This window comes from Streptosporangium carneum (assembly GCF_027922005.1).
Taxonomy (GTDB): Bacteria; Actinomycetota; Actinomycetes; order Streptosporangiales; family Streptosporangiaceae; genus Streptosporangium; species Streptosporangium carneum.
In genome coordinates this window covers 90,384-111,655 of the sequence record NZ_BSEV01000003.1, presented here as the reverse complement: position 1 = coordinate 111,655, position 21,272 = coordinate 90,384, and the positions used below count along the sequence as shown (strand labels likewise).

Genomic DNA, 21,272 nt, shown 5'->3' with positions numbered 1-21,272 from the left:
GCTCTGGCTGTGAACGTCGCGCCGGCCGGGCCGAAGGCCACGCGGACCGCGTCGCGCCCCTGCCGGAGGGGGAGGCGGGCAGGGCGCTTGGATCAGGAGTCGGTTCTGCGCGGTCCTGGGCCGACCTCGCGGACGACGGTGTAGGTGGGCGGGCCGCTCATGCGAGGTTCGGCCCAGCCGGACAGGCCGTCGAGCGCCTTCTGGATGGCCGCCACCCGGCCCTCCGTGTCGGAGGTCTCCACGAAGTCGCGGTAGTCCGCCTCGCTCTCCCAGTGCACGATGTTGTAGACACGGGTGCCGTCGGTGCTCACGTGGAGGCGCGCCGACCGGTAGCCGGGGTGGAAACGCACCCACCGCTCCTGGATCTCGGCGAAGGCGTCCACCAGCTCACGCTGGGTCCGCGCACTGTCGACGGTGTAGTCGATGATCGAGTAGAAGCCGTGATCGGTGCTCACGCAGGCGCTCCCTCATGACCGTGTGCGGGCTTGGGTTCTGGCCCTATCGTGCAACCTCAAGCACACTTGAGATCAAGGACCGCGTCCTGGAGGTGCACGAGTTCGCCGACGACATCGAGCGGGACGTCACCGGCGGCTGCGTCATCGACCCGAGGTCGTCCGCTGCCTGCTCACCCGTCACCGCGATCCGCGCTCGCCCCTCGCCGAGAACCAGATCCTCGCCCTGATGGCCGAGGGCTCGCTCCAGCCGCCGTGGCCTCGGCGAGCCGCTCCCCGATCCTGGAGGCGAACGCCGACGGGAACGTCTGCGCCTCCGCCTCGTACGTCGTCGACTCCGCCTTGGCGAGCAGCGCCCGCACCCGCGCGAACGTCTTCTCGCTGACCCCGTGCGGGCGTGCCCGGACCGGACGGCGAGCGGCCCCGGGCGGGCGAGCTGGTCGCGCCAGCGCTCGTCCACCGTGGCTGGCGCGTAACCGCGCAGCTCCCAGGCGGTGAGGTCGGCCGCCGCCCGCCCGTGCCAGTCGGTCAGCCGTCTGGCCGCGATCCTGACCACGTCGGCGGGCTGCCAGCCGTTGCGCCACAACCCTTGTCCGAGATCGGGGAAAGTGCCGAGCCGGAAGTGCCGGGCCAGGTGGTCTTGAGTGCCCGGGCGGCGGCGACGTCGCCACAGCCCGTCAGGCCGAGCCCGTCCTTGATCTCGGCACCGAGAAGGTCGAGCACCGTACGGACGCCCCGTTCACCGTCCGCGGCCAGACCCCAGATCACGGGGCGTCCGACGAGCACACCCGACGCCCCCAGCGCCAGCGCCTTGAGGACATCGGCTCCCGACCGGACGCCGCCATCGAGCATGATCTCACAGCGGTCCCCGACGCTCTCCGCCACACCTGGCAGCGCGTCGAGGCTGGCTATGGCGCCGTCGAGCTGACGTCCTCCGTGGTTGGAGACCACGATGCCGTCGACGCCGATGTCCGCGGCGCGGCGCGCGTCTTCAGGGTCCAGAATCCCCTTGACCATCAGCGGGAGTCCGCTGGCGGCCCGGAGGGTCTCGAGGTACGACCAGTCCACCGCGGCGGAAAGCTCCATGGCCGTGTGCGCGGCCAGCGCGGAGCCGCCCGAGGCACCCCGATGAGCCTCGGTCTCCGAGCCCGCCGTCAGGTGCACGGGCCGCACATGCGGGGGCAGGCGAAACTGGTTGCGCATGTCCCGTAGCCTGCGGGCCATCCAGGGCACGTCGAGCGTGAGCATCAACGCCCGGCACCCCGCGTCCTCCGCCCGGCGGATCAGGCCGAGGGTGGCGGCGTGGTCCCGAAGGCAGTAGAGCTGAAACCAGACGTGTCCCCCCAGGGCGGTGACGTCCTCCACCGGGACGCTGCTCAAGGTGCTGACGGTGAACGGGACACCAGCGTCCCGCGCCGCCCGGGCCGTCGCCAGCTCGCCGTCATGATGCGCGAGCCGGTGGTAGGCGACGGGAGCCACGGCCACCGGCATCGCCGCGGGGCGGCCCAGCAGCGTCGCACGGGTGGAACAGGCCGACACGTCACGGAGCACCCGCGGCACCAGGAACACCCGGTCGAAAGCGGCCCGATTCGCGTGGAGGGTCTGCTCGCGGCCGCTCCCGCCGTCGATGAAATCCCGGATGTCGCCGGGGAGGACCTTGGCAGCCATCTCCTCGAACTCGGCGAGGCAGACGGGAGGCTCATACACGCTGCTGGGACCTCGCCACCTCGACGGCCTCGTACAGAGCCTTGATGTTGGCGCCTCCGAAGGTGCGGGCTCCCCGCCTCTCGATGACCTCGAAGAAGAGGGTCTCGCGCGGATGGGTGGATGCCGTGAAGATCTGGAAGAGCTGTCCGCCGTGATCCTCATCAGCGAGCAGTCCCGTCGCGCGCAACTCGTCCACCGTGTGATCCCGGATCAGGATCCGTGATTCGAGCAGGTCGTAGTAGCTGTCCGGCGTGCTGAGGAACCGGACGCCCCGCTCGGACAGGGTGCTCACGGCGCGTACGGCGTCCGCGGACGAGAAGGCGACGTGCTGCACTCCGGCGCCGGCGTGACGTTCGAGGAACATGTCGATCTGGCCGGAGTCCGCCAGGGGATCCGGCTCGATCAGTGTCAGCGTGACGTCGCCGGAGGCGCTCTGCACCACCTTGGACTCCATGGCCTGGGTGCCGACCTCGATGCGTTCCTTGAAAGTCTCGCTGAAGCCGAGTGTGGCGATGTAGAAGTCGGTGATGATGTCGAGCTCGCCCGTGGGGAGGCACACGGCGAAGTGGTCGATGTCGAGCAGTTCCCCCGTGTCCGCGCCGGACGTGTCCGGGGGTGGGGCGTCGGAGAAGCCGACCGGCAGGCCGGGGCCGTCGCCGGGCTCCCGCTGGACGAGAGTGTGAAGCAGGTCGCCGAAGCCGCCGATCGCGGTGGAGCATGTCGGCCCCGGGCCGGGGTGACGGGACGGGGACCGTACGGGGCGGGCGCCGGCGGCCACGGCATGGGTGAAGACGGCGTCAACGTCCGGGGTCCGCAGGGCGATGTCGGCGACCCCGTCGCCGTGCGTTCGCACATAGGCCGAAGCCGGATGCCGGTCGGACGTGGCCTGGGTGAGGACCAGGGTGATCCGGCCCTGCCGGAGCGCGACGCTGCGGTGGTCGGCGGTGTTCGCCGTGCCCACGATGGCGAAGCCGTATTGATCGGTCCAGGGGAGAGTGGCGACCTGCAGATCCGCTACGTACATTTCGACGTAATCAACGGCGAGAGGCGGAAGCGATTCCATATTCCGACGCTACGGCCGGGCGGGGAGATTCCGCACTGTGTCCATTGGACGGTCTGAAAATGCGGTTTGCGAGCCTATTCACGTGATTTCGCAGGGTGATCGTCGGGGTTTATAGCGTTACCGCCGGTCGGCAGGCCGGGTCGTGCACGACCTGCCGCCCAAGTGGCGCGCCGAACCCGGCGACATCGGCTCGCGGAACGCACTCTCAGACGTGGGTCAGGGGAGACGTGCGGTGACGAGCCCGGCGAGCCGGGAGACGCCCTCCTCGATCAGTTGCGGGGTGAGCAGGCTGATCGACAGCCGGAGCTGGTTGAACCCGTCCTTGCCACCGTAGAAGTGATGCATCGGGGTGAACAGCACGCCGTGGTCGCGGGCGGCGTGTTCCAGCAGGTCGTCATCGACGACGAAGGGCACGGTGACGGTGATGAAGAACCCGCCCGTCGGCGCGTTCCAGGTGACTCCGGGGGCGGCGCCGAGCCGGCGGGTGAGCTCGCCCAGCGTGAGGTGGAGGTTGCGCTGGTAGATGGCGGTCTCACGGGCGTTGGCCCTGGCCAGGCTGAAGTCGTTGCGCAGCAGCTTGCCGGCGATCACCGCCTGGGCGATGGGCGGGGTGTTCACGGTGAGCATGCCCTTGAGCTTCGAGAGCTCGTCGGCGAGCAAGCCGCCCCCTGCCACGTGCTGATCCGCCACGACATAGCCGACCCGGGCGCCGGGCATGCCGGTCTTGGCGAAGGAGCCGAGGTACACCACGGTCGCCGATTGGTCGAGGGCCTTCAGCGTGGGGAGGCGGTCCTGTCCGAGGAGCCCGTACGCGTTGTCCTCCAGGAGCAGGATGCCGTGGGCCGCGGCGATCTCCAGGAGGCGATGGCGGGCGGGCAGGTCCATGCTGGTGCCGGTGGGGTTGGCGAAGTCGGGTGTCACGTAGCAGGCCCGGACCCGCGCGCCCTGTTCCCGTGCGCGTTCCAGCTGGTGGGCCAGGTCATCGAGGTCGATGCCGTTCCCGGTGGATCGCACCGGCCAGACGGGTGTGTCGGTGAGCAGCGCCGCTCCGGTCAGGCCGACGTAGGTGGGGGTGGGGGCGAGCAGCACATCCCGCTCGCTCGCTCGCAGCGCGCGAAGCACCAGGAACATGGCCTCCTGGAAGCCCACAGTGACGACCACGGATTCCGGGTCGGCCTCGATGTTCTCGTCCTCGGCGAGGTGCCGCGCGACAAGGTCGGAGATGATCCCCTTCGTGGTCCCGTACTGGAAAAGCATGCGGCTGATCCCGGCATCGTCCATCCTCCGGTCGTCGCGGAGATGGTCGCGGTAGGCCTCGAGATAGTCGTGGATGAGACTGACGTCGAAGAACTCTTCGTACGGTCGGCCGGCGGCCATGGAAATGGCGTCGGGGTATCTGTCGGCTATCTCGTTCAGCAGATTCATCGACTCGATGGCCGGGTCCGTCAGCGATCCGTGCAGCGTTTCCTTGCTTAATTGATGGGAAAGCACGTTGGAGTCCATGGGAGCAAGGGTTTTCCCTTCGCCGACCAGGCGTCAAGTGCGACCTGGGCAGAATCGTGCCGGATGCCCGCCCGGCGGCCCAAAGGATTTGGAGCGAGGGCCGATAACTGGACGGACGTATTTATGTCGATGTGGACATATAGTCATGTCAGGCGGCCGCTCGCCGCTGTGACCCATCGTCACCGCACGTCGTCCCCCGCCCCGCTGGATCGCAGCCCGTAGGTGAGCAGGCGGGCCTCCTCCTCGGCGGTGGCCATCGCCGTCACCACCGAAGGCAGCACCCACCCGAAAGCGTCGTCGATCATGCCGGCGGTCAGCGTGAGCTGACTGACGTTGCGATGGAGCAGGTTCATGTCCATCAGCGTCTTGGCGATCACGGGGATCGCGCTGACGCACATCGCCACCCCGAGGAAGAGGGCGAAGACGGCCGGTCCGCCGGTTCCGCGGAACTCGGCCGGCAGCACCAGGCCGGCGCCGATGCCGAAGGCCATCGGTATGAGCAACCCGGAGGCGCTCACCCGCGCGGCCGTGGCGCCCTGCCGCCGGATCAGCCGTACGGCCAGGCGGCCCAGGAGCAACGCGAGCAGCAGGAGGGCCGCGACCTGAACGAAGAAGAGCAGCAGCAAGTGCGGGGAAATCATGTCGGCCCGTGGGACAGCTGTCCGACAGGGCCCGGTATCCCGCCCGTCCTAGGGGAGCGCAGCGCCCGCCGGCCGTCCTTCACCCGCGATCCCCGTCCAGACCGGGTCCCGTTTCTCGACGAAGGCCCGGACGCCCTCGATCGCATCGCTGCTCCGCCGACGACGCTCTTCCCAGGGATAGGACGTGGCGAATGCCTCCTCCAGGGGAATGTCGAGCGACCGCATGGCGGCCTCCTTGATCGCGCGAACGGACAGCGGAGCACCGCGCACGAGACTGTCCGTCCATCCGGTCACGCACCGATCCAGCTCATCAGGCGGTACGACCTCGTTCACGAGTCCGTACCGGAACGCCGTTGCCGCGTCCATTCGGCGCCCGGTCAGCAGATGGCCCATCGCCACCTTCTGCGGCAGCTGCCGCGGCAGCCGGAACACGCCTCCTGCCCCGGGGATCAGGCCGAGCCGGACCTCCGGCAGGCCGAAGACCGCCTCCTCGGAGGCGATGACGATGTCGCAGGCGAGCACCAGCTCGAAGCCGCCCCCCAGCGCGTAGCCGTTCACCCGGGCGACCACCGGCTTGGACAGGGTGAAACGGTCGGTCAGCCGGGGATGACCCGCCTGCCCCCGGCTGCCGAACGTCGTGGCCTCCGTGCCCGCCTCGTTCAGCAGCGCGCGTTCCTTGAGGTCCTGGCCGACGGAGAACGCACGCGTTCCCGCGCCGGTCAGAACGGCCGTTCTGACGTCGTCGTCGGCCTCGACGTCATCCCAGATCTCGGCGAGTTCCTCGTGCATCCGCCGGTCCATCGCGTTCAGCACGTGGGGCCGGTCCATCGTCACGTAGGCGATGTGTTCCTTCTTCTCGTAGCGCACTCGGGGATCGCTCATGCCGATCCCGCCGCGAACCTGCCGACCTTGCCGATGACATCCTTGCCGTAGACGCGCAGGGCCTGCTGCAGGGCGAACTCGGCCATGTAGCGGCCGAACGCCTCGGGCGGTTCCTCGGCCAGGTTCAGCATGCGCCGGTTGGCCGGCACCGCATCTCCATCGAGGCGGGCCAGGGCACGATCGATCGCCTCGTCCATTTCCCCCGGCGGGACGACCTCGTCGACCATCAACCGCGCGTCCGGCTCGTCCGCCCGGATCCGGCGCCCGCCGAGGATCACCTGCCGGGCCGTGCGTGGCCCGGTGAACCGGGTGAGCCGATAGTTCGCGGCCCCGGGAATGATCCCCTCCGTCGCCGCGGGCAGACTGATGTAGGCGTCGGACGCCGCCAGCACATGGTCGAAGACCAGGAGGAGCTGAGCCCCGCCGCCGATGGCGAAGGAGTCGACGGCCGCCACCCAGGGCTTGTCGATCATCTTCGAGTGCCACGAACCGTCCGTGAACACACCACGAACGATCTTGTGGATGTAGCCCAGCTCGCGGCGCAGGAGGAAATCGACGAGGGAGATGTCGCCCGCGCTCAGCTTCTTGAGGTTGATGCCCGCACAGAACACCCGTCGTCCCCGATACCGAGGATGACTCATCTCGCCGCCCCGCAGCAGCCCCACCCGCACGCGGGGGTCGAGCAGCGCCAGGTCGACCGCGGTCTCCATGTCGTCCACCTGCTGAGCGTCCTCGGCGTTGAGGCAGTCATCCCGGCACAGGGTCAGGTACGCGACACCGTCGCGGCGCCGCAGCTCGACCGCCTCCATCCGCACAACGCCGGACTCGGCGAATTCAGGGAGCAGCTGAAGGGCCCTGGGGGTGGGCCGGAGCATGGCGTTGAGCAGGTGCGGGCCCGCCTTCGGGGCACGCAGGATCCCGCGCAGAAAGATGCCCTGATCGATCTCGCGCCCTTCCTTCTCCGCCTGCTGCCGCGACTGCTCGGCCGCCATCTGCTCATCGGTGGGCACCAGGCCGGGATAGGCCCGGGCGGCGGCGCGTACGAGCTCGTCGATGCGCAGGTGCCTTGTCAGGCCGGAGGTGAGCTCGGCGTAGATCTCCTCGGCGTGTGCCTCCACATAGTCCGCGCGCATCCCCCTCACCTTGTCGAGTGCCGAGGACGCGGCATCGCGCTGGGCGGAGGTCCTGGCAGAAGGCGCCGGCAGCCGAGCGAGCAGGTCATCGACTCGCCGCGCCTCCACCGTCAGGGCACAGAGGGCGAGCGGCGACCTGAGCGGCAGAGCCGGCCAATCCGTCGTCACGAGAGGGTCTCCCGTCGTAAGGCCCGGTCCACCGCGGCCAGGTGAGCACCGAGCGCGTCCTCGAAAGTGGTCGAGCCGGCTTCGAATATCAGCTGCCGGCGAATCGCCAGCTCCGCGCCGTCCATGGCGCCGGCCAGCTCGGTCAGGCCGGCCAGGGACGCCGCCGGGTCCTCGGACACCTCATCGATCAAGTTGAGGGCGAGCGCGCGGCCGACGTCGATCGGCGCCCCGAGCAGCACGGCCCGCCGGATGCCGGCCGTACCCGCCTGCTGGGTGAGCCGGTAAACGGCCATTCCGGGCCACGTGGCGCCGCCGGCCCAGGAGGGCAGCAACCGGGTCGCCGGAGCGGCGATCCGGACATCGGCGGCGAGGAGGAGGTCCAGAGACAGTCCCGCGCAGTCGCCTGACGCCACGGCGACGGTGAGCCGGCCGAGCCGTTCGAACCGGCGCACCACCCGTTCCCACTTGGAGACCAGGCCCACCGTCAGGCCCTTCGGCCAGCCCGGGCGCGGCACGCCCGTGACGTGGACGATGACCGGGCCGGGTGCTCGATGGTCCTCGGCGCGGTCGCAGAGGGCGTTCATCGCCTCGACCGACGCAGCCGGCGACTGAGCGCCGTCGAAGCTCAGCTCCAGTTCGCCGTTCATCTCACTGCCACTCACCATTGGACCAGCGCCGTTTCGATCGTGGAGCCGGGCCCCATGGTCATGAGCACGCCATAGTCTCCCGGCCTGGTCACGCCCTCGTCGGTGAGCCGCTCGTAGGAGAAGAGGAACGAGCCGCTGGAGAGGTTTCCGTACTCGCGGAGCACACCGGTCGTGTGGCGGACGTCGTGCCGGCTCAGGCCGAGGTTGACGACGATGGCGTCGATCACCTTCTTGCCGCCGGAGTGCACCAGCCAATGGCCGATGTCGCTGCGGCGCAGCCCCGTACCGGACAGCAGCTTGTCCACGACGATCTCGGCGTGCGCACCGACCACGTAGGGAATCTGCGGATCGAGGAAGAAGCTGAACCGGTCCTGGTCGCGGTCCCAGTCGTAGCGCATCGCGTCGACCGCGTCGATGATGATGTAGCTCGCGAACTTCAGGACGCGCGGACCGGGTACGCGCCCGTCACCGGAGACGACGGCGAGGGCGGCGGATCCGTCGCCGAACAGGCTGTTGACCACCGCGGTCCGCATGGTCCCGTCCAGTGCGTAAGCAGCGGAACACGCCTCGCTGCACAGAACGACGGCGAGCTCACCCGGGTGCGCCGCGGACCAGCCCGCGACCACGTTGAGCGCGTTCAGCCCCGCGTTGCATCCCATGCCCACGATGTCGGCGCGGCTGCAGTGCGGGTCGATGCCGAGCTCGCGGATGATCAGCGCGCTCAGGCCGGGGGTCAGAAAACCGGTCGAGGTGACACAGCACAGGTGACGGATGTCAGACAGCGTCGCGCCCGCCGACTTGAGGCAGGCCTCGAGCGCCCGGCACCCCATGTCGACAGCGATCTTCTTGTGCTTCTCCAGGAGATCACCCTGCGCTTCCGCCACGCGTGTCCCGTCCCGGCCCTCAGGCGGAAGCGCGAGAAAACGCCGATCGATCGCGCTGTTCAGGAACAGCGATCGGATCTTGGGATCCCTTATGCCGAGGATTTCGAGCAGCTCGGGTTGCGAATAGGACGTGGCGGAAACAGCTGTCCCCACGCCGGCGAATCTGGTGATCTCGGTCAGTTCTGTGAGGGCGGAAAGGGCTTCTGCCGACGCAATGCTGGTCGTCATCGATACATCCACCCCCATGTCCTGAGTTTGCTCCGGAGCACTTGCTTGACCTCGGACGCGGCCATTTTTCTCACCTTTCCGGTCGCAGCGAACACCGTGAAGGTAGGCTCGGCCGATCTCGACGGTCAAGATCGTCCAACGCCCTGAGAAATGGCAAAAGGAGTAACAGCGTCAGGGGGAGTCGCAATCAGCGCAGGTAACGCGTGAGAAAGGTGCGCTCGTGGACGGTGAAGCGCCGCGGCTTGGCGGTCTGCGCGTCGAAGCCCATGATCATCGAGCGGGCTTCGACGAACACCTCCCCGTCCGAGCAGATCTGCGCGGCCATCTCGCAGGTGACCCGGTTCATCTTGGTCACCCACGACTCGACCCGCACCGACCCATGCCGGAACCTGAGCGGGCGACGATAGAAGATCTCGTGGCGCACGATGGCGAACCCCACGGTGGGCACCCCGTCGCGGTCCTCCGGCGGCACGGCCGTATTGTCGAGATAGAGGGCGATCCAGGCGTCCTCCAGATACTCGAGGAATCGCACATTGTTGACGTGGCCGTGGGCGTCGATATCGGAAAAACGCACCTGGCGGTAGTACATGTGCTTCTCGGGGATGCTCTTCATCTCGACCAGCCGGCGGGTGCCGTCAGCCGGGGGCCGGCCTCGGCTGTCGGACTCTTGATCGTGTGGATGTCCCATGTTGTTCCCAGTCGTTTGGAAGGAACTGGATCAGGTAGGACGTCTGCCCGAGGCCGGGCGCAGCCGTACCGGGGGCCTTGTGCTCAGCCGGCTCCAGCGGCACCTCGCAGCCGCCGGAGAGCGCGGCGGCGATCTCGCCGAGCATCTCGCTCCCGGGCACGGCGCCGTCCAACTGACGGCCTCCGGGGTTGGACACCCCGCTTCCGCCGGCACCCGCCTTGACGGCGCGGTCCCCTTTGAGCGCGCGGATCGCTGGACCGCATCGTCCGCGACCACGGCGTCCTGTTCACCCCGTTGCGACAACTGATCGAGGCGGGTGTCTCCCGGCTCGCCGGGCTTGTCACCGCACGTCTTCCCTGACCCCGCGTGGGTGCCGTGGCGCACAAGGGCGACCGTATCTTCAGAGATCGGAAATCTATAGGCGATGGACGCGGACGTACGGTCACGACGTGGAGAGAGAGGGCTTACGTCCAGTCAGACAGCGAGTTGATTGATTCAAACCGAAGGTAACGTCGCCGATGTGACAGGGATGAATCGACGTAAATTACTAGGCGCCTCCATCGCCGGGAGCGCCGCGGCGATGGTGACCGGCGGCACCGGAGCGGACGCCGCGCAGGCCGACGCCGCGTCCGGGCGACCGGAGCAGCGCGACGAGCGCTGCCTGCAGCCAGCCGGCCCGGTCAAGGTTACTCCGGACGACCCCCGCTACCTCAACCTGAACCTGCGCGGCGCCAACAGCCGCTTCAGCGGCAAGCCCGACTACATCCAGCTGGTCGGCTCCACCAAGCATGTGGTCGATGCCGTTGAGAAGACGGTACGCGACGGCAAGCGGGTCGCCGTCCGCAGCGGCGGGCACTGTTTCGAGGACTTCGTCGACAACCCCGACGTCAAGGTCATCATCGACATGTCGCTGCTGACCGAGATCGCGTACGACCCGTCGATGAACGCGTTCCTGATCGAGCCGGGCAACACGCTCTCGGACGTGTACGAGAAGCTCTACATGGGCTGGAACGTGACCATACCGGGTGGGGTCTGCGGTGGGGTCGGCGTCGGCGGACACATCTGCGGGGGCGGCTACGGCCCGCTGTCGCGGCAGCTCGGCTCCGTTGTCGACTACTTGTACGCGGTCGAGGTCGTCGTCGTCGACGGGAACGGCAAGGCGCGCGTGATCGTGGCGACCCGTGAGCGCGACGACCCCCATCACGACCTGTGGTGGGCGCACACCGGCGGTGGCGGCGGAAACTTCGGCGTGGTCACGAAGTACTGGATGCGGGTGCCGGAGCAGGTCGGCCGGGATCCGGAGCGGCTGCTCCCGAAGCCGCCCGCGACATTGCTCATGAGCACGGTGACCTTCGACTGGGAAGGAATGACGAAGGCGGCGTTCTCCCGGCTGCTGCGCAACCACGGAGAGTGGTACGAGCAGAACAGCGCTCCCGATTCGCCGTATACCGGGCTGTGGAGTCAGCTCATGATAGGGAACAAGGTCCCTGGCATGGGCGAGAGCGGCTTCATGATGCCCATTCAGGTGGACAACACCCGGCCGGACGCTCGGAGACTGCTCGACGCGCATATCGAAGCGGTGATCGACGGCATCCCGTCGGTCGAGGTGTCCGAGCCGATCGAAGAGAGATGGCTGGCCTCCTCGCCGGGGCGAGGGGGGAAGGCTCCTGGGTCGAAGACGAAGGCCGGTTACCTGCGCAAGCGGCTGACCGACCAGCAGATCGAGGCCGTGTACGAGAACATGACCCACATGGACGGGATCGACTACGGCGCCGTCTGGCTGATCGGGTACGGAGGCAAGGTGAACACCGTCGACCCGGCGACCACCGCCTTGCCGCAACGCGACGCGATACTCAAGGTGAACTACATCACCGGATGGGCGAATCCCCGCAACGAGGCGAGGCATCTGCAGTGGGTCCGCAAGCTCTATGCCGACGTGTACGCCGAGACCGGCGGAGTTCCGGTGCCGAACGACATCAATGACGGGGCGTACATCAATTATCCCGACAGCGACCTCGCGGATCCGCAGCAGAACACCTCGGGCGTGCCGTGGCACGATCTCTACTACAAGGAGAACTACCCGCGGCTGCGCAGGGTGAAGGCGGCCTACGACCCGCGCAACCACTTCCACCACGCGTTGTCGATCCGGCCCTGATGTCGCGCGATCGGTGATGCCGAGCGGGTGTTCCTGGATCATGATCTGGAGCTACGGCCTTGATCCCTCCAGATCACCCGCCGGTGACGGCCACCAGGGCGGCGGAGCTTCCCCTGAAGTCAGGCGGCTGCCTGACTTCAGGGGAAGCCCGCTCCTTCGGCACGTGGCGGGACGATGGCCTTCCGCCCTCGTCTCCCTCGCCGAGGAGGATCACGCCCCCGCTGAACCCGGCGGGCAGCCTCCCGTTGCCCCGGCCACCGCGTCTACCGGCAGATCCTCGCCGTCTTCAACGACCTGCTCAAGCCGGCATCGATTCGGCAGGACGTCATGACGACCAGTGCCATTCATGCTGGTCAAGCAGATGGGCGGCCTTCACGCCCTTGTTGGAACACCATGCCTCGAACTCGGCGATCTGCTGGAGCTGGTAGGAGTCCTCGTTGTAGCTGGTGGCCATGACGTGGCCGAGCCAGCTCTCCTCGCCCATCGCGTAGATGTAGGCCTCCTCGGCGCCCAGTTCAGTGACGATCGCACTCGCCTGCTCCGCGTTGGAGCCGGACATCTTGCGGCTGTCACTCATCTTCTTCGGCAACGGCTTGGTGATGAACGGCTGATATTGCCAGTTCAGGGGAGCGCCATCGCATTCCATTCCGAGAAAGGCGATGTTGACCGCTCCGAGATGCCGGCGGATATAGCGGTAGAGACCCGGGTCGAGGCCGGAGGAGTCCGCGCCCACCCAGATCGACTTTCCACCGAGGTTGATCCAGTATGTCGACTTGGCGCGGATGTCGAGATCGGCGTGCTCGCCGAAGAACGGGGTGGAGACGATCTTCCCGCCGGGGAACTCGACCTCGTCGAAGTCATCCGCCTCGATCGCGGGGAGTCCGAGGGTCCTGAGATAGAGCGCCAGGGAAGGATCGCACAGGTTGCCGCGCGAGGTTCTCGGCACGATGAACGTGCCCACCCGGCCGCGCAGTTGCAGCAGTGTCTCGGGCACGAGATGGTCGGAATGCCCGTGCGTGATGAGGACGTAATCGAGGTGGTCGGGCAGGTCGTTGTAGGTGTAGCGACCGGTCGCGCTGGTGTCCGCGCTGATGAACGGGTCCGTCATGATGGCCACGTCAGGCGTCTGCATGAGCAGGCAGGCGTGCCCCCAATAGCGGATCCGGGCTCCGGCCGCGATGTGGCGGTCGGTGGCGAGCGCGGGCTCCGGGACCAGCAGGTCGGCGAGCCGGCCCGCTTCTGCGTCGCCGAGCTCCAGCGCCTCGCGGAGGGCGGCCAGAGTGGTGGGCCGGATCCTGGATTGGAAGAGCGCCTCCAGACCTGGGTGCCGGAACGGGATGTCCAGCTCGAGCACGTCGGGTGAGGGCAGTCGCGGGGTGCTCATCACGAACGGCCGCTCGATTCCGGTCTCCACTGAGATCTGAACGGACTGGCAGTCCTCGGCGAATGCCTTGCTCTTGTAGGCGAGCGGCTCCAGGAAGTGAAGCGAGGCCGCGTTGCCGGTGTCATAGGCTATTTCCACCAGGCCCGACAGCTCGGGAGGCAGCTTCGGGTAGAGCGGCCTGAGATCGTAACCGGTCGCTTCCTCGCGGACGATTTTCTCGGCCTCCGCGATCGCCTCGGCGAACCGGATCATGTCCGCGCGGTCCCGCCGGATGGCGGCGAGCAGCGCCTCGACCTCGTTCTTCCGCTTCTCCTCGATGTTGACGAAGAATCCGCCGCGGAACTTCGGATCGCGAGCGGCTGCGAAATGCCATTCCGGGGATGCGAGGTAGGACTCCAGCATCGGTATGTTCCGGAAAGCGAGATTCATGGCGGCCATGATGGGGGCCGTCGCGTACATCGTGGCATAGAACCTGTTGGCCAACGGTTCGATAATGGTGTCGGGCCGGAGAAAGAGGGGCTCCTCGTTCACTTCTGCTCCTCGCTATCGAATGACTGCCGAGAAGTGCCTTCGAGAACTCACAAGCGCTTCCCCGGGGCGCTCGAGGGCGCGTCGTCCACTATGAGGGTTGGCCGCTCAATTGTGCCTCCAGCACCAGTTCGTGATTACGCACCCCGGGAAGTGGGGTCCGCGCGACCACGTCGAAGGCGGTCATGTCTCCGTGAACGACGGTGCACCGATCCCGCAGGTCCGCCGACGAGTCTGCCAACCGCATCCGCAGGGTGGCGAGCATCGCGGTCGACAGTTCCAGGGCGGTCACCTCCCAGCCGAGTTCCAGGAGCGGAACTGTCAGTCTGCCGGTTCCGGCCCCGAGCTCCAGGACCGCTTCCGACGCCGGGCGAATAAGCGCGGAAAAACCATGTGCTTCCTCCGTGCCGCCCGCGTCCGCCTCCAAATCCCGGAAGATGTCCGAGGCGTTCTCGTCGTAAAATTCACACAGCACGCCTCTTTCGCCTACCGGGGCCGGCAGAATATCCGCGTGGGCGGGCCGAATCGGTTCATGCTCTGCTTTGCTCCCCATTGCGCCAACCTACTCATAGGGATTCGACGTTGGCACGACAGGAGGTTGGACAACTCCCGGGGATAACCAGTCAGGGCGGCGGGTGATGGGGTTATGCGGCGTTGCAGGCGGAGGCCGTCCGGCCGCGTGAGCGGCCGGCCTCGCAGGGCAAGGTGCCGGCCTGGCCGGATGAGGGGGCTGAGGGCGGCATCGCCGGACACGTCCCGCAAGGCCATGCCGCTACGGCAAGACGCGCACCGCGCTCACGGCCGGCGGGCGTGGCTGCCGCTCCGGTCGGTCTCGGGGACAATCTGCGCGCGTGGTGGTGCACGATCCCTGCCAGGACGACGACGCCGTCGGCCTCGCCCGCGATCGGGACCAGGGCGCTGTCGCACCCTGGCCCCGATCGGAGAAGGTCCACCGAGCAAGGCCACCGAGCAGCGATACGCCGTCCGCGGCTACCTGTCCAGCGCGCTCACTGTCCTTGTCCCCGTTCCCGATACCGCTTGATCGAACGCGGCCTCATTCGAAGGAAAGCCCCGCGGCCGGCGTCACCCGAGCGGCCCGGCGTGCCGGGAGAACACTGGCGAGGAGCCCCGCCAGGGCGGCGGTGAGGAGGACGGCCCCGAGTAGTGGCCATGGGACCTGCATGGTGGCGTTGGTGAGAGCCTGTTTCACGAAAGTCTCGTAGCCGACCCAGGCGAACCCGATCCCGATCACGGTGCCGAGCAGGGCGGCCACCAGTGAGAGCAGCACGGCCTCGGCGGCCAGCATCTGCCGCAACTGCCTGCGCGTGAGGCCGAGCGCGCGCAGCAGGGCGTGTTCGCGAACGCGTTCGAGAACGGACAGGCCCAGGGTGTTGGCGATCCCGACGAGGGCGATCGCCACGGAGAAGCCGAGCAGGGCGACGATCGCCCAGGTGAGGATCCTCAGCGGCGCGTTCTCCGTCTCACGGGCCTCCAGCTGGTCGTACACGTTCGCGCCGGCCGGAGCCGCCAGGTCGCCCAGATCACCGACGAGCCGCGCCGAGTCGGCGTCGGAGGATGCGCGGATCCAGATGGCACGTGGCGCGGAAGAGTCGGTGAGCTGGGCCAGCGTCTCCGGCGCGACGATGGCTTCCAGGCCCCAGCCGGTGCCGATGGAGACCCGCAGCACAGCCCGCCGCTCGCCGACCGCGACCTTGACCTTGTCGCCGGCCTGGAGGCGCAGCTGACGGAAGGCGGATTCATCGAGTCTGATCACGCCGGGTTCCACCTGGGCGAACGCCCCGCCGTCGCGGGCCACCTGCTTGGCGTCCGGCGCGGCTATCACCGGGATCGGTTTGTCGAGGCCGGAGACCGTGGCGACGGCGCCGTCCACTGTGATGGCCAGATCCACCCCGGAGGTGCGGCGTACCTTGTCGAGGAGGTCGTCGGAGAACGGCTTGCCGGTCGAGACGAGCGCGGCGTCGACGGGGTGCTGGCCGTCGAGTTCCTCGTTCAGCGCCGTGGATGTGGTGTTGATCCCGGTAAGGACGGCGGTTATCAGGGTGATACCGACCAAGAGTGAGGCGGTGGTGGTGGCGGTCCGGCGCGGATTGCGCACGGCGTTCTTCGTCGCGAGCTGCCCGATGGGGCCGAAGCGCGTACCGGTGATCTGGATCAGACGGGGGATGAGCACCGGACCGAACAGGAGTACGCCGATGAACATCGAACCGCCGCCGGCCAGCATGAGCACCGTGCTGTGCCACACCATCGCCAGCACGAGCAGGAGAAGCCCGGCGATCAACAGGAAGGCGGCGAGCGCCAGCCGTGCTCGCCCCGAGGCCGTACGCGGGTCGGTCGCGGTGTCCGGGCGCAGCGCCGCCAGCGGGCTCACCCGCACCACGCGCCGGATCGGCAGCCAGGCCGCGACCAGGGTGCCCGTCAGTCCGATGGCGAGCCCGCCCAGCAGCCACGGCGCGGGCAGTGGCGGGGAGGCGATCGGTGTGATCGGTGAAAGGGACTTGATCAAGGCGATGAGCCCGTAGCCGAGTCCGATGCCGACGAGCACGCCGGCCAGTGAAGCGAGCAGGCCGACGACGGCCGCCTCCCGGCGTACCGAGCTCGTCACCTGGCGCCGGGTCGCACCCACGCAGCGCAACAGTGCGAAGTCGCGCAATCGCTGGGCCAGCAGAATGGAGAACGTGTTCGCGATGACCAGGATCGAGACGAACACCGCGATGCCGGCGAAGAGCAGCAGCAGCAATGACCAGGTGTCCACCCCGTTCTGGAGCTGTGCCGTTCTGTCCGCGATGGCCTGCTCCGGGGTCTGCACCTTCGCGTCCTCGGGGACCGGGCCGACCGCGCCCCGCACCGTCACTGTGTAGACGCCGAGGGAGGGATCGTCGGCCCAGCGCACGAGCTGCGGCCAGGTGACGTACACCGAGGCCTGCGCCACAGGAGAAGGCGCCTGCACGATGCCGACCACGGTGAAATCGGCTGCCGTGGCCCCCTCGCCTATCCGGATGCGGTCGTCGACGGAGACATCCCAGTTCTGGGCGTCCCACAAGTCCACCACGGCCTCGCCCTTGCGCTCGGGGAAACGGCCCGAGGTGAGCTTCTGCCAGCGTAAGTCCGTTGAGGCGGCGACCGGCCCCACGCCCATCTCGGGGTAGGACCGGCCACCCGCGCGCACCGTCAGCATGGCTCTGCCGAGCGGTGATGCGTTCTCGCCATGACGCTCGACGAGCTTGAACGCATCCTCGTTCCTCAGCTTGGACACCACGTAGTCGGAATTGCGGAACGGCGCCCCGAAGCCGGCCATGATTCCGGTCTGTGCCCCGGTGGTGAGCACGCCGACCCCGACGACGAAGGCCACGGCGACGGTGACCGCGATCGCCGCCGCGACGTACCTGCGGATATGGGTGCGCAGCGACGCGAGAAAGAAGGTGCGCATCAGACGATCCGCCCGTCTTCCAGCGTGACCACGCCGTCGGCGTAGGCCGCCGAGTCACGCTCGTGGGTGACCATCACGACGGTCTGGCCCAGCTCGCGTGCCGACTTGTGCAGGTAGCCCAAGACCTCCGCCGAGGTGGTGCTGTCCAGGTTTCCGGTGGGCTCGTCGGCGAACAGCAGATCCGGCCCGGTGATCAGAGCCCGGGCGATGGCCACCCGCTGCTGCTGGCCACCGGACATCTCCGAGGGCCGGTGGCCGAGCCTGTCGGCCACGCCGAGGGTTTCGGCGAGCATGTGCGCGCGCTCGGTCGCCGCGTTGTCAACCCGCCTGCCACCGAGCTCAAGCGGGAGCACGATGTTCTGGAACGCCGTGAGCATCGGCAGCAGATTGAACGACTGAAACACGAAGCCGATGTGCTCACGGCGGAAGACCGTGAGCGCGTCGTCGTCGAGCGATCCGAGATCGGTGCCGCCCACGGTGACCTTGCCATCGCTCGCCTTGTCGAGCCCGGCCAGGCAGTGCATCAACGTGGACTTGCCCGATCCGCTCGACCCCATGATCGCGGTGAACTTTCCTCGCGGGAGGTCGAGGTCGATGCCGCGCAGGGCATAAACCTGAGTTTCGCCCTGGCCGTAAATCTTGGTCAGATTCCGCGCGCTGGCCGCCACGGTTTCCACAGCGGCTCGCTGGCCGGTCATAGAAGCACCCTTCGATTGTGCTTGCGTACAGTCGGCATGCCAGCGTAGACGAGCGCTCGACTGGGCACCATCGATTCAAATTGAAACAGGGCACCGCGCGGATATTGCCACTCAAGGCCGCCATGTCCTGAATTTCATGATAAAGGGTTGAGATTCCCTGGTCAGCCCCCAGGGGTCCGGGCCGCTGGTCCGGCATTGGCGTCGAAGGAACTTCCTCCGTACCTCGGGTCGAGCACAGAGGCGGACCACGTGGCGGGCGCGGCCAGCATGGCCGCGACGCCAATGGCGAGTCCGGCGTTGACCAGGGAGTTTCGGGTGGGCCTGACCAGTCGCGCCAGAGCGAGCGCGACGACGGCGACCACGCCGAGCGCGAACGCGCCCCACAGCGCCCACGGCAGAAAGGTGGGATAGAAGGACCACAGCCAGGCGCTCCATGCCACTTCGGCCGCGATCGCGAGCGGAAATATCCACGCTACCCTGCCTCCGCCCCGGAACGCCCGCCAGAACATCACAATGCCAATTCCGGACAAAGCAGCTATCGGCGGTGCAAGTACGGCCACATATGCGCTGTGTGGGACGACAAAGACCGCGCTGAAGGGCAGGGAAAAGGTGACAAGCCACACACCCCACATCACCATTCCGCCGCGTGCCTGGTCGGTACGCTCGGCCCGCCACCACCAGAGCCCGCACAGCAGGGTCAGAAGAGCGAGCGGATACAGCCAACCGGACGCGACGCCGAGGCGGCCGCCGAACAGCTTGCCCCAGCCGCCCCCATCCTGGATGCCTATTTCGGGTATGACGACGCCGGGGCCCGGCCGGGGCCGCTGCGCCGACTTCTTCGGAGGCGCCGGGCCGATCACCGAGCCCATGTAGTTGGGAGGCAGGGCTCCGGGCAGGTTGATGCCCAGGCGCCCGAGACCGTTGTAACCGAACACCATCGCGGCGGCGCTGCTGTTCGTGGTGCCACTGATGTAAGGCCGGTCGGGTTCGGGAGTGACGGTATAGAGCGTGATCCACGACAGCGACACCACGAGCGTCACCGCCCCGGCGATTCCCAAGTGCCGCAGCCGACGGCGCAGTTCAATCGGCGCGGTCATAAGATAACCGATCGCCAGGGCGGGGAGGATCATCCACGCTTCCAGCATCTTCGCCTGGAAACCCAGCCCGACCCAGACACCGGCCCAGACCAGCGACCGCAGCCGTGCTTCCATGACGGCACGCTGATAGGAGTCGACGGCGAGCACCAGGCACATGACCAGCGCCCCGTCGGCCATGCTGTGCCCGAACATGGACGCGGCCACGGGGGTGATGGTGAAGACGGCGGCGGCGAGCAGGCCCGGCACCACACCCGCCCATCGCCGCACGATCCGATACATCACCAGCACCGAGATCACGCCCTCGATCACCTGCGGCAGCGCAAGGGACCAGGCGTGGAAGCCGAAGATCTTGACCGCGACGGCCTGCGGGACAAAGGCCCCGGCGAGCTTGTCAAGCGTGTAGGTCGCCTCCACGTCGACGGTGCCGTACAGGAACGCCTTCCAGCTCTCGGACATGCTCTTGACGGCGTCCGAGTATCTCGGCGCGTAGTCGACCAGCGGCAGATTCCAGGCATAGAGCACCAGTGCCGTGGCCGCGATGCAGAGCAGCGCCGGCCGGGCCCACCACGGCTGACCGGGCGGCGAGCGCCACACCGCCCAGCGGGGGGATCTGTCGGCGGGTGCGGGATCCCGGCACGCGGACGGCGGACTCAGGATGACTTCCGACATGAGGAACTCCCTGACGTATCCTTCGGCGGTTCGCTGCCTTCACTTGTCCGCGTAGCGAATGACCGGCCAGGTGGTCTCGTTGTATCCGCCGTCTGGCGAAGCGCTCCGGGCATGCTCCTCCAGCCTGGTGAACAAATTCTTATTCGGCCCGTCGAGCACCGACAACTGCGTCGCGTAGTGCTTCATCGCTTGGAATTTCCGCGCCCGCGCCTCTTCCTGGACGAAGCTCAGGCCCGGAGAGTCGAGCCGGAGGCCGCTCGGCAGTTCGGCCATGTCCGAGGAGTAGGCCGCGTACGGGAGGTCCTGCCAGAGCCGCAGCGGAATGCCTCTCTCGCCCGCCGCGAGCAGCGTGGCATCTCGCGTGACCATGTGGTCGGGATGATTCCCGATGGCCACACAGGTGAGAAGGAGCGTTGGCTCGCACTCTGCGATCACGGACTCGATGTCATCCTTGATCGCAGAAGCCAGATCGTTGTTGTTCACCGGCGACTGCTGGCGGACTGTCGAACCTCCGTCGTGGTGCAGCAGCCACTGGCCGTCCGGTGACTTTCGATAGATGGCGTCAAGAAATCGGCCATGCCGATGGTCCGCGCCGAGATGATTGAGGGCGGCGATGTCTTCGTTTCGTCGACGAAGCGGTGCGTCCTCGGTCGGCGACAGACCCCAGCGTGCATGGAATCGCTCCGCCGCCGGGGAATAGGGGGGTGCCGCGCTACCGGCGAACACCGTGAAGACCGTCACCTTTCCACCGTCCTGCACCGCCTGGGCGAGGCTGGCTCCGATGGATAGGACGGCATCATCCAAATGCGGGGAGATTGCTAATATCCGGGTTCGGTCGGCGTCCTGCAGCATGGTGATCAGTCTGGTGTCGGCCCTGCCCCGTTGCAATGGATCGAGACTGGACGGGACCTTTCATGTGCGGGCCGTTCTGGGAGGCGGGATCTTCCGGGCTTCCTGGAGACGCTGGGCGCGCCGTACGTTGGCTCGGCAGCGACGGGGCCGGCGGGGCGCGGGCTCGTCACTGGGCGTCGTGCCGGGCGCCTTGTTCGCCGCTGTCCCCGGCGAGCGGGTGGACGATTGTTTCTGCGCCGCCCCCGCGATTGCGCAGAGTGCGTGAGCGAGGTTCCCGTCTGACATTCGCGGTCACACCGAAGTCACACGTTCTCTGACCGCCCTGTCACCGTCTGCCGCCTAGAAATGGTGTCAACGCAACCACTGGGCGGGAGAACATGAGGGAGAAGAACGCGGCCGCACGACCTTTCCTCGGCCGCCTTGATCGACGCGTTCGCGGCGTCTC

At 67.7% G+C, this 21,272-nt stretch carries 19 protein-coding genes; 1 reads left to right on the top strand and 18 read right to left on the bottom strand.

Going from position 1 to position 21,272, the window contains the following annotated elements; translation table 11 throughout:
• Positions 1-92: 92 nt before the first annotated feature.
• From PKF00_RS09940 to PKF00_RS44640, 12 genes are all read right to left on the bottom strand, one after another.
• On the bottom strand, positions 93-455 hold the full coding sequence (locus PKF00_RS09940) for an antibiotic biosynthesis monooxygenase family protein (RefSeq protein WP_271217124.1): 363 nt from the start codon (positions 453-455) through the stop codon (positions 93-95).
• Positions 456-625: 170 nt separating this feature from the next.
• Positions 626-814, bottom strand: coding sequence for a DUF2786 domain-containing protein (locus tag PKF00_RS44645; RefSeq protein ID WP_369011162.1), 189 nt, complete (start codon positions 812-814; stop codon positions 626-628).
• A gap of 166 nt (positions 815-980) precedes the next feature.
• Complete coding sequence (locus PKF00_RS09935; RefSeq protein WP_271217123.1) at positions 981-2,159, bottom strand: alpha-hydroxy acid oxidase; 1,179 nt, start codon at positions 2,157-2,159, stop codon at positions 981-983.
• Entirely contained in the window at positions 2,152-3,222 is a 1,071-nt protein-coding gene (hppD, locus tag PKF00_RS09930) for a 4-hydroxyphenylpyruvate dioxygenase (RefSeq protein ID WP_271217122.1), read from the bottom strand. The genes PKF00_RS09935 and hppD overlap by 8 nt, the downstream gene beginning before the upstream one ends.
• 216 nt (positions 3,223-3,438) lie before the next feature.
• Positions 3,439-4,725: an aminotransferase-like domain-containing protein gene (locus PKF00_RS09925; protein ID WP_271217121.1), complete on the bottom strand. Its 1,287-nt coding sequence runs from the start codon at positions 4,723-4,725 to the stop codon at positions 3,439-3,441.
• Positions 4,726-4,904: 179 nt separating this feature from the next.
• Positions 4,905-5,366, bottom strand: a complete 462-nt coding sequence (locus PKF00_RS09920; RefSeq protein ID WP_271217120.1) for a cation:proton antiporter domain-containing protein — start codon at positions 5,364-5,366, stop codon at positions 4,905-4,907.
• A gap of 48 nt (positions 5,367-5,414) precedes the next feature.
• A complete protein-coding gene (gene dpgD / locus PKF00_RS09915; RefSeq protein ID WP_271217119.1) occupies positions 5,415-6,248 on the bottom strand; it encodes an enoyl-CoA-hydratase DpgD in 834 nt (277 codons plus the stop codon).
• Positions 6,245-7,549 (bottom strand): (3,5-dihydroxyphenyl)acetyl-CoA 1,2-dioxygenase DpgC, encoded by a 1,305-nt coding sequence (dpgC, locus tag PKF00_RS09910; protein WP_425582142.1) that lies wholly within the window; start codon positions 7,547-7,549, stop codon positions 6,245-6,247. Before dpgC ends, dpgD begins: the two co-directional genes overlap by 4 nt.
• A complete protein-coding gene (dpgB, locus tag PKF00_RS09905; RefSeq protein ID WP_271217117.1) occupies positions 7,546-8,196 on the bottom strand; it encodes an enoyl-CoA-hydratase DpgB in 651 nt (216 codons plus the stop codon). The genes dpgC and dpgB overlap by 4 nt, the downstream gene beginning before the upstream one ends.
• Positions 8,197-8,207: 11 nt before the next feature.
• On the bottom strand, positions 8,208-9,437 hold the full coding sequence (gene dpgA, locus PKF00_RS09900; RefSeq protein ID WP_271217116.1) for a 3,5-dihydroxyphenylacetyl-CoA synthase DpgA: 1,230 nt from the start codon (positions 9,435-9,437) through the stop codon (positions 8,208-8,210).
• Positions 9,438-9,495: 58 nt separating this feature from the next.
• Positions 9,496-9,921, bottom strand: coding sequence for an acyl-CoA thioesterase (locus PKF00_RS09895; protein ID WP_271217115.1), 426 nt, complete (start codon positions 9,919-9,921; stop codon positions 9,496-9,498).
• A gap of 22 nt (positions 9,922-9,943) precedes the next feature.
• Positions 9,944-10,246 (bottom strand): alpha-hydroxy-acid oxidizing protein, encoded by a 303-nt coding sequence (locus PKF00_RS44640; protein WP_369011168.1) that lies wholly within the window; start codon positions 10,244-10,246, stop codon positions 9,944-9,946.
• A 279-nt stretch (positions 10,247-10,525) separates the two neighbouring features.
• Between PKF00_RS44640 and PKF00_RS09890 the strand changes: the two genes are divergently transcribed.
• Positions 10,526-12,151, top strand: a complete 1,626-nt coding sequence (locus PKF00_RS09890) for an FAD-binding oxidoreductase (RefSeq protein WP_271217114.1) — start codon at positions 10,526-10,528, stop codon at positions 12,149-12,151.
• A 325-nt stretch (positions 12,152-12,476) separates the two neighbouring features.
• Here the strand turns inward: PKF00_RS09890 and PKF00_RS09885 are convergent, their stop codons facing one another.
• From PKF00_RS09885 to PKF00_RS09860, 6 genes are all read right to left on the bottom strand, one after another.
• Positions 12,477-14,066, bottom strand: a complete 1,590-nt coding sequence (locus PKF00_RS09885) for an MBL fold metallo-hydrolase (RefSeq protein WP_271217113.1) — start codon at positions 14,064-14,066, stop codon at positions 12,477-12,479.
• 88 nt (positions 14,067-14,154) lie between these two features.
• A complete protein-coding gene (locus tag PKF00_RS09880) occupies positions 14,155-14,616 on the bottom strand; it encodes a methyltransferase domain-containing protein (RefSeq protein ID WP_271217112.1) in 462 nt (153 codons plus the stop codon).
• A gap of 501 nt (positions 14,617-15,117) precedes the next feature.
• Positions 15,118-17,511, bottom strand: coding sequence for an ABC transporter permease (locus tag PKF00_RS09875; RefSeq protein WP_271217111.1), 2,394 nt, complete (start codon positions 17,509-17,511; stop codon positions 15,118-15,120).
• Positions 17,511-18,209, bottom strand: a complete 699-nt coding sequence (locus PKF00_RS09870; RefSeq protein WP_271217110.1) for an ABC transporter ATP-binding protein — start codon at positions 18,207-18,209, stop codon at positions 17,511-17,513. The genes PKF00_RS09875 and PKF00_RS09870 overlap by 1 nt, the downstream gene beginning before the upstream one ends.
• Before the next feature lie 161 nt (positions 18,210-18,370).
• Entirely contained in the window at positions 18,371-19,975 is a 1,605-nt protein-coding gene (locus tag PKF00_RS09865; protein WP_271217109.1) for an ArnT family glycosyltransferase, read from the bottom strand.
• A 39-nt stretch (positions 19,976-20,014) separates the two neighbouring features.
• Positions 20,015-20,827, bottom strand: a complete 813-nt coding sequence (locus tag PKF00_RS09860; protein WP_271217108.1) for a PIG-L deacetylase family protein — start codon at positions 20,825-20,827, stop codon at positions 20,015-20,017.
• Positions 20,828-21,272 lie beyond the last annotated feature (445 nt).

Coding starts and splice junctions, on each gene's coding strand:
- hppD (WP_271217122.1), bottom strand. CDS start 3,222: ATGGAATCGCTTCCGCCTCTCGCCGTTGATTACGTCGAAATGTACGTA.
- PKF00_RS09925 (WP_271217121.1), bottom strand. CDS start 4,725: ATGGACTCCAACGTGCTTTCCCATCAATTAAGCAAGGAAACGCTGCAC.
- PKF00_RS09920 (WP_271217120.1), bottom strand. CDS start 5,366: ATGATTTCCCCGCACTTGCTGCTGCTCTTCTTCGTTCAGGTCGCGGCC.
- dpgD (WP_271217119.1), bottom strand. CDS start 6,248: ATGAGCGATCCCCGAGTGCGCTACGAGAAGAAGGAACACATCGCCTAC.
- dpgB (WP_271217117.1), bottom strand. CDS start 8,196: ATGAACGGCGAACTGGAGCTGAGCTTCGACGGCGCTCAGTCGCCGGCT.
- PKF00_RS09895 (WP_271217115.1), bottom strand. CDS start 9,921: ATGAAGAGCATCCCCGAGAAGCACATGTACTACCGCCAGGTGCGTTTT.
- PKF00_RS09890 (WP_271217114.1), top strand. CDS start 10,526: ATGAATCGACGTAAATTACTAGGCGCCTCCATCGCCGGGAGCGCCGCG.
- PKF00_RS09880 (WP_271217112.1), bottom strand. CDS start 14,616: ATGGGGAGCAAAGCAGAGCATGAACCGATTCGGCCCGCCCACGCGGAT.
- PKF00_RS09875 (WP_271217111.1), bottom strand. CDS start 17,511: ATGCGCACCTTCTTTCTCGCGTCGCTGCGCACCCATATCCGCAGGTAC.
- PKF00_RS09870 (WP_271217110.1), bottom strand. CDS start 18,209: ATGACCGGCCAGCGAGCCGCTGTGGAAACCGTGGCGGCCAGCGCGCGG.
- PKF00_RS09865 (WP_271217109.1), bottom strand. CDS start 19,975: ATGTCGGAAGTCATCCTGAGTCCGCCGTCCGCGTGCCGGGATCCCGCA.
- PKF00_RS09860 (WP_271217108.1), bottom strand. CDS start 20,827: ATGCTGCAGGACGCCGACCGAACCCGGATATTAGCAATCTCCCCGCAT.